We start from the raw sequence: 14,487 nt of genomic DNA, 5'->3' as shown, positions 1-14,487 counted from the left end.
CATGAACCAAGCAAATAAATTGGTAGATATTAACCATTATAAAAGTTTAAAGGAAGAATTAACTAGATTCATGATGTGTTATAAGTTTGGGTTGTCAGAAATAAATACAAAAATAGATATATTGAAGCAAGAGTTTCAGTATATTAATGAATATAATCCGATTGAGCACGTAAGGTCAAGGTTAAAGACTCCTGAAAGTATACTTAAAAAAGCAATAAGAAAGAAAATAGATTTATCTCTTACATCTTTCAAACAAGAAATCAAAGACATCGCCGGTATTCGCATTACTTGTTCGTTCTTATCAGATATTTATATCATTAGTGATATGTTAAATAGTCAAAAAGATATAAAACTTATAGAGACTAAAGACTATATAAAAAATCCGAAGGAAAATGGTTATAAAAGCCTCCATCATATAATAGAAATACCTGTATTTATGTCAGATAGGATAGAGCATGTTTATGTAGAGTTGCAAATACGTACAATAGCCATGGATTTTTGGGCTAGCTTAGAACATAAGATTTTTTACAAATATAATAAAGATATTCCTAAGCGTTTAACGAATGAGTTAAAAGAAGCAGCAGCTGCTGTAGCAGAACTTGATAAGAAAATGGAAAATATCCATATTGAAGTTGGTGCGTTAAAAGAGCAATATAATGAAAAAGACGACATTAGCCATCTCTATCTTAATAATGAAAAATTGGAGTTGCCATTAATGCTTGTACAAGCAATTATGAAAAATAAGACTAATTGATTATTAATAGAAAGCTCTCACTTTAAACGTTAGTTAAAAGGCTACGAATCCTTGATACCAAAGGGGGCGTAGCCTTTATATAGTGCTTAATAGCGTGTAATAGACTCATTAAATAATAAAGTTACCTACCCTGACAATCATCAGGGTATTAATTTTGTCGAAAATTGGGAAGTTTTGTCGATGCAGAAGGATATTGGTATGTTGTTGGCGAAACACGATGTTATTATACCAATTAGGAATTATAGCGCGCATCCAGCACGGGTTAAATAATAGTTTTAACTTCAAGTGTCCCAAACGCAATGATGATTTGGTAGATAATCTTTTTGAATATGGACTTTGTCAATCATGTTGGTCGATTTATACAGATGTTAAACAATTTGAATTGGAAGGTGAAGAGTTAATGAAATTTGACTTAGGAACAGCGCTTATACAACTTATATCTTTATTAGTTTTAGGGTTAATACCTTATAGCGTATTTTTAGTAGTACGATATTTTCGAAATGTTTCAAACAGACTGGGGAATATCGAGAGAATACTTAGTAGGATTGAAAATCAAAATAAAATGTAATTTAACGACATAAACCCTGTATTATTTTATGAAAGCAAAGATATATTTTAGGCCGCAGCGTTCTGCTGCTCTTAGCTGTGGGGCAGAGACCGCCGCTTAACCAAGCGTCTGCACAAGGGGCAATCAGGAAGCAAGTCTTTGAGTAATAGCATGGAGTAATCATGCCAACATCCACTAGCTAAGATAGGAGTTATCTAACCCTAAAGGTTCCAAAGCAGGTAAATTAATTTAATCGGAGGAAGAAAAATTAATGTTGTTAAATATAATTGAACGTATTCATTTTTTCAAATTTAAAAAAATGGGATTATTTATCATGCTAATATTGTTTGGAAGTTTAATATTTTCAGGTTGCGAAAATGAAAGAGATCGGATTTCAACAATATATGTCGGCGAAGGAACTGATTGGAAGGCGGAATTTGCAGTAAATTCTACCTCTACTAATACGCATACGGTCGACGTATCAATTTCTTTTTTGGGAGATTATTCGGAAGTTAAAGATAATAAGATACTGTTATACAGATATTGGTGGGCACATAAAGATGCAGAGTTTGTCGGCGATGTCTTTAGTGGTGATCACTTTAGTTCCGATAATATATTGTTTCATGGTGATTCTAGTGAACCGACAATTACTGTGATTGGAGGAGGCGGAGGTTTACCAAAAGATGATAGGACACAAACATTCACTTACAGGGAAACTATTTCTAATGATATAGCTGATTTTGCTGACAGTATAAAGGTAATGGTTGAATGGGATGGCAAGGTAGATGTTTTTATGGTCAAAGAAGTAAAATAGTTTTAACTGTAAATAGTTACTATATTTATAATTTGATGGTTGGAGGGTTTATATGAAGTTTAGAAAGATAGATTATATAATTTTCTATGTTATACATGTAATGTTATTTATAATGAATTTAATGTATCTGGATATGGTTAGTATTTTATATATAGCAATTTTAGCAATTATCCCTGCTTTAATATTTGGGACGATAACTAATTTTCTTTTTAAAAAACAATAGTCTAGTTCGCCGCACCACATACACTGACCAAAGCTAGGAGTTATCTAAGGCCAATGGACGTTGCAAATGCCAAACGTTATGTGCAAATGCCAATATCAGAGAGTTATATTTGGGATTTTTAATTGAAAAAGAAAATAATAAATTAATTGCTTAGATAGTTATGTGACTGTAAAAGAAATAGGAGGGATTTAAGCTGTGATATGGATTCTCTCATTAATTTTATTAATCATGCTAGTGATAACGATTATATACCATGTTAAAGGAATAAATATTCGTATTTTTGGTTTTGAATTAATAATTATTTTCATTTGTATAGCAATGTTAGTAATATTTATAGGGGGAGTTATTCTTCCTATGCCATCTTATTATATCAAAGATCAAAGCAGTATAAGCGAAGAAGGGAAGCTTAGCTTTAATGAAATATTAGAAAAGGAAATTCAAAAATCAGGAATCGAGTTTGATTCAGGAAGTTTTAAAATTATGGACAGTTATGGAATGAACTTTAATCACTTATTCGTAGGCTCTTATCGAGTAAATGAAAAAGAAGAAGCCCGTGTATTCCATTTTGAAAAGAATGTTTTCGGAGATATGAGACCAAAATACCCATTCGATGAAGCACCTTTAATACCTATAGATAACTCATACAGAACAACCATAAGAGACGGTATTTTTGGCATATATATGGTGTCAGTGGGGTTTAATTCTGAAGAGTCAGTTTTAATAAGATATCTATCTAATGGATTAAGGGTAAACGAAACACATCAAAATAAATATTTTATATCGGTGGATTTAGTAAGTCAGCCATGGAAGTATGGAATCATAACATTACTGATAATTGTAGGTTCCAATATTATACAAGATTTTAGAGGTCGTAAACCAATACAAGTCTACAGCAAGTGGCAAAAGGGAGACGATATTTTCCAAGTTGTAAAAGATGTTAACGGAACTTGATATAATGAAGTGTTTTGGCAAGAAAATTAAAATGAGGCACAATAGCCTATATTTTGTACCATCTAAATATACCTAATAGCAGTGTACTTGTTAGCAAAGCTCATAATACAATATCATCGCAAGGGCGCGGAAGCTAAAGTAGCCAATGGGGGATTATATGAAGAAGACAAATTTGAAAAAGCATTTAAACGTAGCTCTTATTTTGTTAATTGGAGTTTTTGTTATTTACAGTATTTATGTTCACCTAGAGTACAGACATTATGTTAATCAGAGTATAGATAGAAATTATGACAATTTATCAATGATATCTGTTAGAGGAAATAATTTGGCTAATAGGCTGGAGGAATTTATTCATTTAACTACTGAGAAAGAAAAAATCAGTGATGAGAAGAACGAGTTGTTTTACAATTGGAGAATTGTTAATGGAGAAAGTAGAAGCATTTACTCCTATTCATTTGCTAGTTCAACCATACATATGGGAGATGCATCATCTGATTGGGACTTATTATGGTACAGTTTATTCCGTGTTGATGAATTTATATCTGGTATGACTAATAAGTTTCTTGAACATCATTCTTATTCTATAAGTAGTGAAGAGAAAGAGAAAATGGATGCCGTTATTGCAGTTTTTAGAACCATTAATGAAGAACAAGAAAATGAATTATTAGACATAGAAAGCATCTTACAGTCTATAAAAGAACCAATGCTAATTATTGACGATTATTACTCAAGCACACTTGAACGAATAGGCAGGTAAGCATATAAAAAAACGAATGCGTTAGTTCAATAGGGAGCATGAAGCAACGCGTCCTGCGCGGTATACAAGCAAATTATACATTTTTCCCAACGACATTACGGGGTTTCATTAGAACGATTAACTATAGCTTCTAATAGAACAACATACTCTTCTAATTTGTTCATTCCAAACTCTGTGATAGAGTAAATAGTCTGTTTTTTTTGGTCGATTACACTTTTTTTTGATTCGATATATCCCCATTTTTTTAACTTTGATAACTGAACACTTATATTACCATCAGTTGCTTTTGTAATCTCTTTTATTTCATTAAAGGTTTTTTCACTACTAACTAAAGAACTTATTAACGACAACCTCAAAGGTAGAGTAAAAGCTTCAGGAATGTTATTTAGTTCCATGTGCAATATCCCTTTTTAGAATCATAAGAGTAGCTATAACAATGTAACCCAACGATATCACTAAATTATAATATATACCTATCAAAGAAATAAAAACGTCTGGTGTTTTTGAAAAAGGAATGTCAAATGTCACCTTACTATAAGGCACGGCAATTATTAAATAAATAAGAAAAATCATTGACGAAACAATAAAAATACTTTGCTTTTTCAATAGGAAACCACATAAAGTTAAAATTAAGCAAAAAAGTAGAATGTTTGATAACATACTTATGTTATTTAAATGCAGGAAAGACTCTCCTAAGTTCCTATAATCATCAAGAATAAAATTAGTGAAAAATCGCATAAAAAGCATTAACAATGGAAGTAGAAATATAATCCCTGCAAATATGCTTAAAAACCAGAGGTAATATTTATTTGAACTCGTTTTTTCTTCATTATATATTTTTACAAAATAAATAAAGAGCAAGATGTACAAAATTACTTTTAAGGTATGTGTAAAAACAAAGTAATTATTTAGCATAAAGAACATGGTAGCACCAATTGTTGATAATAAGAAATATATTAAATTAACACTCCCAAAGAGTAATAAAAAATTATAAACTTTTCCATTAGGACTTTTGTTTTCTCCGATAGATTTTTTAATAATGCTGATATCTTTCAAAGCACCAGCTAATGCGGTTTTTTCCATAAAATTATCCCTCCACTAACTTTATAATGCAAAGCAGTTACTTTATAATATAAAGTAATAATGTGAAATTGTCAAATATTACATAGAGGTATTATATATTTTCATTCACTGCTATAGATGATATCTCCTGTAATATATAGTGGCATATTAACGTGGAAAATAAGAAAAGTAGGAGGAATTTAGAAGGGAGTTAATATTCTTCTATGAAAAGAGCGCAAAAATACAAATTAATATTTGCTATTATATTTTTGGCAATAGCTAGTATTGGTTGCAAGTCAGGTATAGAGATAATAGAGGTAGAAGATAATTACTACGAAGAAACAGATTTTTATGCTTTTCAATCAATTAAATATACGGATGTAACGCCTTTTGGTCATCCTAATATTGATTGGCTTAGAGAAAATCAACTAGATTTCAGTTTTTCAATGGGTATAACAAAGCCCGGTGAAGTAATTGGCTTTAGTGGCAGCCGTATTCTAATGGATATAACAATACATATACAATTATTTAAAGTAGATCAAGAATATAATATTACAGACATAAAGGATGAATTTATTTATACTAGTCAGACCCCGAAAGACAGAATAAACTACTCATACGAGCTACCCTTGACAGAAAATGCATTATATTTATTAATTGTAGAATTTATTCAAGATGAAGATATTAAAAACACACTAGGAGCATTCATCTATGTACCCATACAAGAGTTACATGCTGAAATGAAAACGAATAAAAAGAGATATTTAAGAAATAGAAATGTTGAAATTGAAATTAGAAATAATGGACCAACTATTTTAGAGTTTGGAAGACCGTATACAATAGAACTTCTTAGAGAAGATAAGTGGAAAGAGATAACAAGTACGTTTGGCTTTACATTAGAAGGACTACAAATTAAACCTGGTGAAACATACGTTCAACCTCTAAATACCTATCATTTAAGAAGTGGGCACTACCGTGTATCAAAGAATTTTAGAGCTGCTGGTACGGACTTAGAAAAAACAATATTTGCAGAATTTACTATAAAATAAATAAGATTGAGCTGTGAAGCGTGGAAATAAAGTGAAACAGTTAGAATTGGGAGGTAAATAAGATGGCTTTTCAATTAGGAACAGCAATAGTACAACTTATTTCTTTATTCATTTTGGGTTTAATAGTTTATAGTATATTTTTAGTTGTACGCTATTTTCAAAAAGCTTCAAGTAAATTAGAAAATATTGAAGAGAAAATTGATAGGATTGAAAATCAAATTAATAAGTAATTAATATTAGAATTGTAATTTTATAAACATTCCAAGGAGCAAAATAATATGACTTTATTTAGAATAATAGGGCCACCTTTACTAATAAGTGTTTTTAATGTAACAATATTATCAATATTTTTGTATTTATGCGCTTATCATTTAATATATGGTATGTATTCTACTCCTTCACAATTTATGGCTAGATATTATTTGCAATTTAGTATAGTAACATCGATAATATCTTGTTATGTATTTCGGAAGTATTTTTTAAATCGGTACCAATCCACACTAATAGTTCAGGCATTTATCGCTGGCATAGTATTTTTTATCTTGTCTAAAATAATTAACTATTATCATCATCAATATCATTTATATCTATATGACTATCCATTTGATTTAGGAATTTTACTCTTGAGAACTTTTAATATACCACAGTCTCATATTGTTATTACAAGTGCTTTCTTAGCTGTTATTGTATACCTTAATGGCTTATGGATAAGAAAATTATATAAAAAAGAATAAATGGAGGGGAGAATTTGCACAAACTTAAATTGATATTAGTAACACTTATTTTTTTGTTGCTTTTTGCATGTGAACAGCAAATAGTTGAAAATGGGTATGATTCTATTGAAGCGGAATATGGAAACGACAAAACGGATTATTCGCATACATTAACATTTTCTAATATTTCAGAAGCGAAAACAATTGGCTTAAAAGAAAGTATAATAATTAAACCGTTATGTATTTCACAAGAGATGTTTTTGTTTACAGAGGGAACGTTAGAGTGGGATGGTACAGATTACTATTTAATGATTGCTTATGATAAGAATAGTGATGTTGTAAGAATTGATGTTAATAAAGATGATGTTCTTTTGGACAGAGAATTAAGAATTGGAGAATTTATATTGGTTGAAGGTCAATGGGTTGAAAGTGAATATGAGCATGCAGCTAGAATCATTTCAGCTTCCAAAGTAAAAGTTATTGATGGCCCTGATGATTGGGCTGCAAGACCAGGAGATATGTAATCGTAGATTTTTAGACGTTAAATATAATTTAAGTGACCCTGATATATCATCGGGGTATTTATTTTGTCGAAAATTGACAAGTTTTGTCGAATGAGAAGGATATTGGTAAGTTGTTGGCGAATGACGAAATTAAACTATATCTAGTTCGATTTTATAGTGTTGAAATGTCTATAATGCGAAGGAGGTGGACTGAAATGAATCAAAAACAACATGACATTGGGGCTGCGTTACAAGAATGCAGAACAGCTGCTCGCGAAGGATATAGAATTGCAAAAGACAATCTTCAAGAGACTGCAAAAGCAATTCAGGAGGTTTCGTCAACTCTTTCGAGTTCGCTAAAGTCGCTTGATAATGGTTCTGTTAGAACCCCCGGAGTTGTTGATCAATTAAAGTCTCAGCTCGTAGGTGTTGTGAGTGAGCTTGAATTATTACAGAAATCTTCTGTTCAAAATCTTAATGAAAGAAAAAAAAATTTAGATCATTTTTCCATTACACTATTCGGTCGAACAATGGCGGGAAAGTCTACTTTAATGGAAATTCTCACTCGAGGAGATGGAAAAACCATTGGTACTGGATCACAAAGAACAACAAGGGACGTACGTTCATACTCGTGGAATGGTCTTGAGGTAACGGATGTTCCAGGGGTTGCAGCTTTTGAGGGGTCTGAAGATGAGGAGTTAGCTTTCAAAGCAGCGACTAAGGCTGATTTAGTTCTATTTTTAATAACGGATGACGCTCCACAGCCTGCTGAAGCAGAATGTCTAGCTCGCGTTAGACGTTTAGGCAAGCCTGTCCTTGGCATTTGCAACGTGAAAGTTGGCTTAGATGATGAAGCTGATTTAACTCTTTTCTTAAGAAATCCAGCCAAGCCCTTTGATCGAATACGAATAGGACAAATCCTTTCTCAGTTCAATCATTTAACAGACAAGTATATACCTGGTAAACGAGTTCCGTTTGTTGTTGCTCATCTTCGTGCTCAGTATTTAGCTCAACAGAAGGATTATGAAAAATATCGAGATCAATTAATAAAAGCCAGCAGATTTAGTGGTATAGAAAACAGGATTATTAAAGAGGTTACAGGAAGAGGCACCTTCCTTAGAGTAAAAAGTTTTATTGATGGAGCTGTCACTCCTATGATGGAATTGAGCGAATTGTTGCTTGAATTTAGTGAACAGAATTCAAGTAGTGGGCGTGTTTTGATTGGTAAAAGAAGGCAGTTCAAAGATTGGTCTGATAACTTTAAAAAACAAGGAGCTGAGCGATTAAACACTCAAATTTCAAAGCTTATGGACACATTAAGATCTGAAGTTCCAGCGTTTGCGGAAGATAACTACGATAGCAACTCAGCGCAAGAAAGATGGAATAGAATTATAGAGTCCATAGGAATAAAGATTAAAATCGAGAAGCTACAGAAAGTACTTCTTGATGATTGTAAAAAAGCACTTAGCGAAATTGCTAGAGAGCTAAAATCTGAGCTTTCTTTGGTGGCGGATTTATCAAGCGATCGTCACATAAAGATGGATAGTATCTTTGACTTTAAACGAGCTTGGAATTGGGGAACAAATATTCTGGTTAGTGGACTTGCTATAGCAGCTGTCATACTTGGCAGTGGACCACTTGGGTGGGCTGCGGCTGCCGTTGGCGCTATAGGGTGGTTATTTTCTTTGTTTTTTGATGATCGTGAAACAAAGGTCAGAAGAGCAAGAGAAAAGCTTTCCCAGCGTCTTTATGAACATATTGACAAAATTGAGAAAAATCTAAGAAAAGGTACAAGTGAATGGTTTCATCAAGAACTTCTTAATAAGCAAGTTTATGTTTTGCTTCAAGACTTAGGTGCAGTCACAGCAGGTTTATTTGAATTGGCTGATGCTCAACGAACTCTGGCGTGGACTCTGAATGATCGCCAAAAAGTTTTGGGGAAAACCTTGATAAAGAAAGTTCTTGACCATCTTGAGTCAGCAAATCTCGGAGATGAAATTGTTGATGTGGCAAGGGTGCCTGGGTTTGCAGTAATGTTACTCATTACTCCAAGCACAATTTTCCCAGGTGAAGTTGTCGCAAAGATGGAAAAGATTTTAGGAGAGCAAGTTTTGTTTGTGATTGACACCAAAAATCAATTTTCAATTCTTTCTCAAGCAATTGGTAAGAATTGTGATAGAAAGAAGATTAGTATTGAAGAAAAAATACGCGTTGCCCATGTGCCTTTGGATGATCTTGATGCAACGACAAGATCTCGGTTGCGTTTAGCGCAACAGCTAACTGGACTACATGTAATGAGATAATAAAGGAGCTGCAACCTATGACTGAAAAATTTGAAATACATGAATGGGCTGTTCGTGGTAATGCATTACTCGAGCGCTCGAAAGCAATTTTGTCCTCTGCTCCAAGCGAAAAAGTTAAAAATATTTCAAATAGAATACCTGAATGCGTTTTGGACAACGAAAACGGTATAACACTTGTTTTTGCTGGACAATACAGCGCTGGAAAATCTAGCATTTTAAAAGTTTTGACCGAACGAGAAAATATTGCTGTAGGAGGAGGAATAACAACAGAAATAACCCATACGTATGATTGGAACGGTATCAAGGTAATTGATACTCCAGGTGTGCATACAGAGTTAAGGCCAGATCATGATGAAATCACTTATAGGGCTATAGCTGATGCTGACCTATTAGTTTTTGTAATTACAAATGAATTGTTTGATTCTCATCTTGCCAAGCATTTTCGCAAACTAGCAATAGAAAGAAATAAAGCTTATGAAATGATGCTTGTCATTAATAAAATGCGTAGGTGTGCGAAAGGAAACTGCTCTGAATCTCAGAATGTGATTCGAGAAGATATAAAAAAAGTATTAAGTCCATTCACACCTGAAGATCTACGAACATCTTTTATTGATGCTGAAGCAGCCTTGGATAGTAAAGTAGAGGTCGATTCTGACATTTCAAAAATTATGTGGAGAAAAAGTGGAATAGATTCGTTTACTGAAAATTTAAATGATTTTGTTCGCGAAAAAGGCTTAACTGGTCGATATAGCACTGCTTTATATACACTTGAACAACTCCTACAGGAAGCTTTGGCATCCGAAGCAGAAGGTGACAAAGATGTTGAAGCTCTTGAAGAATTGCTCCTACAAAGAAGACGTGCTCTTATTGAATCTAAAGACAGTATTCCACGAGCTGTAGAAGGTGAAATTCAGCAATCTTGTTCAGAGATTCGTCATGAAGGTCGTAAAATTTCTGATATGATCAATGCCACGGCTAACCAAAAAACAGTCGATCAAGAACTTCAGATGTCTCAAGACCGTGTACAGCAGATTACTGAACAATTAGGACATACTATTCAAGTCGTAATCGGTAAACATATAGATGACCTTGAAAAACGTATTGACGGAATTGCTAACAGTGAACTTGCAAAAGAACTGTTACCTAGACTGGAGCATCGAATTAAAGAAGCTTCAATAACACCAGACACCATGTCTAAGATGCAAACGGCATCTGATGTATCCTCGAAACTAGGTGAGTTTTTGGTGAGAAATTCATTTGCTTCCAATTCTGGATCTATGATAGGACTTTTTAAGCTTAATCAATATTCGGGTACTTCGACACATAATGCAGTAAAGGTTATTGGTAACTTCTTTGGGAAGAAGTTTAAGCCATGGGAGGCTGTCAAGTGGACTCGTAATGTTGCAAATGTTGGACGTGTTTTTGTCATAGTTGGAACAGTTCTAACGTTTGCCCTTCAAATAAAAGAGGATGCAGATGCAGCACAGTTAGAATCTGACTTGAGAGAGAGTCGTGCTGCTGTTCGTTTAGGTTTTAATGATGCTGCTCATGCAATTGAAATGCATTATGATAAAGCTACACAAACTTATATTTCCAGTACATTTTCTGGAGAGATAGAAGATGTTGATAAACAACTCTCCGAATTACGCGACATGCAGGAGGTAAGATCCAATTTGTTTGAGAATATTTTGGAGCTATTAGAAAAGACCAGATATCTTATCCGCGACCTTCATTCGACTGAAAGTAAAATATATAATAGTTAAGATTATCTAATACTAGTTAGATCGAAAATAAACGTTGGTAAATCGAGACCACAGATTACGCATAATCCGATTCAACTCAACTAATAGTATAGTTTAATTAAGCTACAACCATTTTACATTAGGTTTGTAGCTTTTCTAAAATAATTTTAAACGTAGCAAGTTATGCAAACTAAGCAACAATCTTATAAAAGTTTGGCCAATAATAGACTCATTAAATAAAGAAGATGTGTAGCCCTAGCGATTAATTTATTTTTCGGAAGTTTGTAAGTTTTGTCGACGGAGAAGGATGTTGGAGAGTTTTGGCGAAAGGTAAATCAATGTATGTATAAGCATTTTTTCAACGTGACTAATGTATAATGGGCAGTTGAATGGAGGGGGATTATATGAGATTTTCACAAAGGTATGGATATGTAGAAGTAAGAGATGTAATACAACATGAATGTTTAGATGAACAAACACGTAACCAAATATGGAATTTATTATCAACCAGGTTATTAGAAGGTATAAGACGTGGATATATATCTCCAGAGTTAGATGACTTTTCAAGGCTTCTTTGGCAACATTATTTTAAGAAAACTTATGACACTATTCCTGGTGATTATCATGAGTTAATTTTAGATTTGAAATTTTATTTTTTTACGGCAACTTGGTATGAGGCTTTAGATTTCATTGAAGCTTTTCCTAACTACTATAAGTCTAATGCATTTGTTAAAGAGGTGTATTGTAAAGAGATTAATACAATTTTAGAAAAAGAGAACTCAGCTTATAGGTTTGTTAATACAAGTATTGTTGAAATTACTAACCAGATTGAAATAGATACAATTGAAAGTGCATTTAGATTAGAGGCCAAGTATAAATCAGTTAGAATCCATTTGGAAACTGCTTTAGAATTGTTAGCGGATAAAGAAAATCCGGACTATAGGAATTCAGTCAAAGAGTCTGTTTCAGCAGTTGAATCAATGTGCAAGATATTAACTGGTGACGCTAAAGCTACGTTAGGTAAAACTCTGGATAAATTGGAATCCACTCGTAACCTCCATACTGCTTTAAAAGAAAGTTACAAGAAATTGTATGGGTATTCTAGTGATGCCGACGGTATTAGACATGCTTTGTCTGATGTTTCTACAGTGAAATATAAAGATGCAATATATATGCTAATTAATTGCAGTTCATTTATTAACTATCTTAGGGCTGATTTGTAAAGAGTCATTCTTAACTCGCTTAAATAATAAATTATAGTTTAATGATGGTTATCTTATCGGTGTATTGTTAAATAAATCATACATTAACGCAAGAGCATATCAAGTTTACTATATCGGCTTTTCTTTTATCCAAAATTTAAACAAGATATTTCTATGAGGCGAAAACGAAATTCGGTACAGGCACTCTAAGTTATTAATTTATAGAAGAACAACCCCCAGCGAACTTAGGGAAGATGTATAGCATATTGAAGATGAAGCACGGAATTAACTTCACATTATCCATATGATGTCAATAACAATGTATGGCATTTAATGTTAAAGTTGATTCCAAATGTCAGCTACATGTCTAGTTAGGATAGTATTAGTGAAAAACATTACTTTAAATTGGTAGAGAAAAGCATTGATAGATGGCGGTGTTGTTATGAGCTATAAATTTATTATTTTTATAGTATCAAGTATTATTTTAATGGCAGGTTGTCAAATCGAGGAAGCAGGTACAACTGAAGATGAATTGTATGAGCGAATTCTTGAATTAGAGCAGGTTGTCGAACAACAGTCTAACATGATTGAAGAGCTTCGAAAGCCAGAGAATGATAGACGCATAAATACGGATATAGATAGTATAGTTGATGAGTTTTCAAAAGACGAACTGATAAAGACTATTGAACGACAGAAGAAATCAATTGAAGTCTTAAGACAACAATTGGAATTTCCTAGCACCTTCTATCCATCAACTAGCATGCTAGATATAATAGAACAGCAGCAATGGTTAGGAGAACTTAATAATGCAGACTGGGATACAATCCGTATATCCCGCTTTGATGGTGACCATGAACAAGTTACTATTGACGATCCAATATTGATTAAAGCAGCAGATCTATTCTATTTAGAAGTTTTTGACTCTGCAAGCTATCCTAGTGGATACCAAACCGATATAGTAGGCTATACATATGAGTTTGCTAAGGGAAATGAAATATATAAGGTGAGAGTAGTTGATCGTGGGGTACTTAAGGCGGGGGAGCCAGCGAGATATTTTAGGGTTGACGTCAATGCCCATCTAATTGGCAATGCGTTCATGCCTAAACCTCACTATATTCAACACAACGGTTTAATTGCCAAAATGGCAGCTAGTGGAGCTATGAAGCGTGGAAATCAATACGCGATGTACAATGCATTTCGTATTCAAAGTGCTGCGTATATTCCAAAGGAGAAGTTATTAACCAATAAACCCAGTGATTTAGGAGAAAAAATAGAATCATTGACTTTCTACTATTATGGGCAAGAATTACATATGGATGCATATCAAGATTATGTACATTTGCATGGGGCCGGTGAAGAGGAGTGGTATTCTTTGCCTTATGAGGTGCTTTCTTTCACTCTAAATGCTGGATAACTGAGACCAAGATATAACAATGCATACTCCTTAAAATAGTAGCAATTGCTGCTTATAGGGAGTATTTTTAGTTGCCAATTAATTTAGCAATCAAACTATAAAAGAAGCTTGTCATATATTACAACTTTTGTCGTTTTAGAAGGATACTGGAATTTATTGTCGAAGCCTAATGTGTATAATAATATTTTAGCAGTTGACTTAATAGGTGTTTATTGCACTTAAATAGAACCACCAGTGTGATGAGTCAGAGCCAGTATGTGCATCAAATTGAGCCAGTATGTGCATCAGTGAGAGCCACACTAGTTTTATCTTTATTCTTTTTTAGATTTTTAATAGCATCAACCAACTACGCAGGTTGTCAAGGGCGAGCGGTTTTTGCTCGCGAAGTTCACCCTTGACAGCCACGCAGTTTTACATCCTATTCTTGGTGTCTGTGAAAACAGGCACCTGCCT

14 protein-coding genes are annotated in these 14,487 nt (G+C 33.3%); 12 read left to right on the top strand and 2 right to left on the bottom strand.

The genetic code is table 11. The features are described 5' to 3' along the window. Window position 1: 1 nt before the first annotated feature. From BHF68_RS10810 to BHF68_RS10790, 5 genes are all read left to right on the top strand, one after another. A complete protein-coding gene (locus BHF68_RS10810; RefSeq protein WP_069643681.1) occupies window positions 2-754 on the top strand; it encodes a GTP pyrophosphokinase in 753 nt (250 codons plus the stop codon). A gap of 217 nt (window positions 755-971) precedes the next feature. Further along, window positions 972-1,322, top strand: a complete 351-nt coding sequence (locus tag BHF68_RS10805; RefSeq protein ID WP_069643680.1) for a hypothetical protein — start codon at window positions 972-974, stop codon at window positions 1,320-1,322. A gap of 313 nt (window positions 1,323-1,635) precedes the next feature. Further along, window positions 1,636-2,115, top strand: coding sequence for a hypothetical protein (locus BHF68_RS10800; protein WP_141706277.1), 480 nt, complete (start codon window positions 1,636-1,638; stop codon window positions 2,113-2,115). Window positions 2,116-2,533: 418 nt separating this feature from the next. Then, window positions 2,534-3,289 carry a hypothetical protein gene (locus BHF68_RS10795; protein WP_069643678.1) on the top strand — a complete coding sequence of 252 codons (756 nt, stop codon included), beginning with the start codon at window positions 2,534-2,536 and terminating at the stop codon, window positions 3,287-3,289. Between the two features lie 325 nt (window positions 3,290-3,614). Then, a complete protein-coding gene (locus BHF68_RS10790) occupies window positions 3,615-4,046 on the top strand; it encodes a hypothetical protein (RefSeq protein ID WP_245669668.1) in 432 nt (143 codons plus the stop codon). Window positions 4,047-4,141: 95 nt separating this feature from the next. Here the strand turns inward: BHF68_RS10790 and BHF68_RS10785 are convergent, their stop codons facing one another. Both BHF68_RS10785 and BHF68_RS10780 read right to left on the bottom strand, forming a co-directional pair. Then, a complete protein-coding gene (locus BHF68_RS10785; protein WP_069643676.1) occupies window positions 4,142-4,441 on the bottom strand; it encodes a transcriptional regulator in 300 nt (99 codons plus the stop codon). Beyond that, window positions 4,428-5,129, bottom strand: coding sequence for a hypothetical protein (locus BHF68_RS10780; RefSeq protein WP_069643675.1), 702 nt, complete (start codon window positions 5,127-5,129; stop codon window positions 4,428-4,430). The genes BHF68_RS10785 and BHF68_RS10780 overlap by 14 nt, the downstream gene beginning before the upstream one ends. A gap of 203 nt (window positions 5,130-5,332) precedes the next feature. On the opposite strand from BHF68_RS10780, the gene BHF68_RS10775 reads away from it, so the two are divergent. The 7 genes from BHF68_RS10775 (at window position 5,333) to BHF68_RS10745 (ending at window position 14,034) form a co-directional block, all read left to right on the top strand. Further along, on the top strand, window positions 5,333-6,157 hold the full coding sequence (locus BHF68_RS10775; protein WP_069643674.1) for an immunoglobulin-like domain-containing protein: 825 nt from the start codon (window positions 5,333-5,335) through the stop codon (window positions 6,155-6,157). A gap of 62 nt (window positions 6,158-6,219) precedes the next feature. Continuing rightward, window positions 6,220-6,387, top strand: a complete 168-nt coding sequence (locus BHF68_RS15155) for a DUF4083 family protein (protein WP_084019384.1) — start codon at window positions 6,220-6,222, stop codon at window positions 6,385-6,387. 518 nt (window positions 6,388-6,905) lie between these two features. After that, complete coding sequence (locus BHF68_RS10765) at window positions 6,906-7,394, top strand: hypothetical protein (protein WP_069643672.1); 489 nt, start codon at window positions 6,906-6,908, stop codon at window positions 7,392-7,394. 194 nt (window positions 7,395-7,588) lie between these two features. Next, window positions 7,589-9,676: a GTPase gene (locus tag BHF68_RS10760; RefSeq protein WP_069643671.1), complete on the top strand. Its 2,088-nt coding sequence runs from the start codon at window positions 7,589-7,591 to the stop codon at window positions 9,674-9,676. Between the two features lie 17 nt (window positions 9,677-9,693). Next, window positions 9,694-11,439: a GTPase gene (locus BHF68_RS10755; RefSeq protein ID WP_069643670.1), complete on the top strand. Its 1,746-nt coding sequence runs from the start codon at window positions 9,694-9,696 to the stop codon at window positions 11,437-11,439. Between the two features lie 383 nt (window positions 11,440-11,822). Next, window positions 11,823-12,641, top strand: coding sequence for an AbiJ-NTD4 domain-containing protein (locus tag BHF68_RS10750; RefSeq protein ID WP_069643669.1), 819 nt, complete (start codon window positions 11,823-11,825; stop codon window positions 12,639-12,641). Window positions 12,642-13,062: 421 nt separating this feature from the next. Next, window positions 13,063-14,034, top strand: a complete 972-nt coding sequence (locus BHF68_RS10745; protein ID WP_141706275.1) for a hypothetical protein — start codon at window positions 13,063-13,065, stop codon at window positions 14,032-14,034. The last annotated feature ends 453 nt before the right edge of the window (window positions 14,035-14,487 follow it).

The organism is Desulfuribacillus alkaliarsenatis, from assembly GCF_001730225.1.
In the GTDB taxonomy this organism is placed as follows: domain Bacteria; phylum Bacillota; class Bacilli; order Desulfuribacillales; family Desulfuribacillaceae; genus Desulfuribacillus; species Desulfuribacillus alkaliarsenatis.
Note: the sequence above shows the minus strand (reverse complement) of the source record. Positions and strands in the feature narration are given on the sequence as shown.

Coding starts and splice junctions, on each gene's coding strand:
- BHF68_RS15155 (WP_084019384.1), top strand. CDS start 6,220: ATGGCTTTTCAATTAGGAACAGCAATAGTACAACTTATTTCTTTATTC.
- BHF68_RS10755 (WP_069643670.1), top strand. CDS start 9,694: ATGACTGAAAAATTTGAAATACATGAATGGGCTGTTCGTGGTAATGCA.
- BHF68_RS10810 (WP_069643681.1), top strand. CDS start 2: ATGAACCAAGCAAATAAATTGGTAGATATTAACCATTATAAAAGTTTA.
- BHF68_RS10780 (WP_069643675.1), bottom strand. CDS start 5,129: ATGGAAAAAACCGCATTAGCTGGTGCTTTGAAAGATATCAGCATTATT.
- BHF68_RS10775 (WP_069643674.1), top strand. CDS start 5,333: ATGAAAAGAGCGCAAAAATACAAATTAATATTTGCTATTATATTTTTG.
- BHF68_RS10760 (WP_069643671.1), top strand. CDS start 7,589: ATGAATCAAAAACAACATGACATTGGGGCTGCGTTACAAGAATGCAGA.
- BHF68_RS10745 (WP_141706275.1), top strand. CDS start 13,063: ATGAGCTATAAATTTATTATTTTTATAGTATCAAGTATTATTTTAATG.
- BHF68_RS10805 (WP_069643680.1), top strand. CDS start 972: ATGTTATTATACCAATTAGGAATTATAGCGCGCATCCAGCACGGGTTA.
- BHF68_RS10750 (WP_069643669.1), top strand. CDS start 11,823: ATGAGATTTTCACAAAGGTATGGATATGTAGAAGTAAGAGATGTAATA.
- BHF68_RS10785 (WP_069643676.1), bottom strand. CDS start 4,441: ATGGAACTAAATAACATTCCTGAAGCTTTTACTCTACCTTTGAGGTTG.
- BHF68_RS10800 (WP_141706277.1), top strand. CDS start 1,636: ATGCTAATATTGTTTGGAAGTTTAATATTTTCAGGTTGCGAAAATGAA.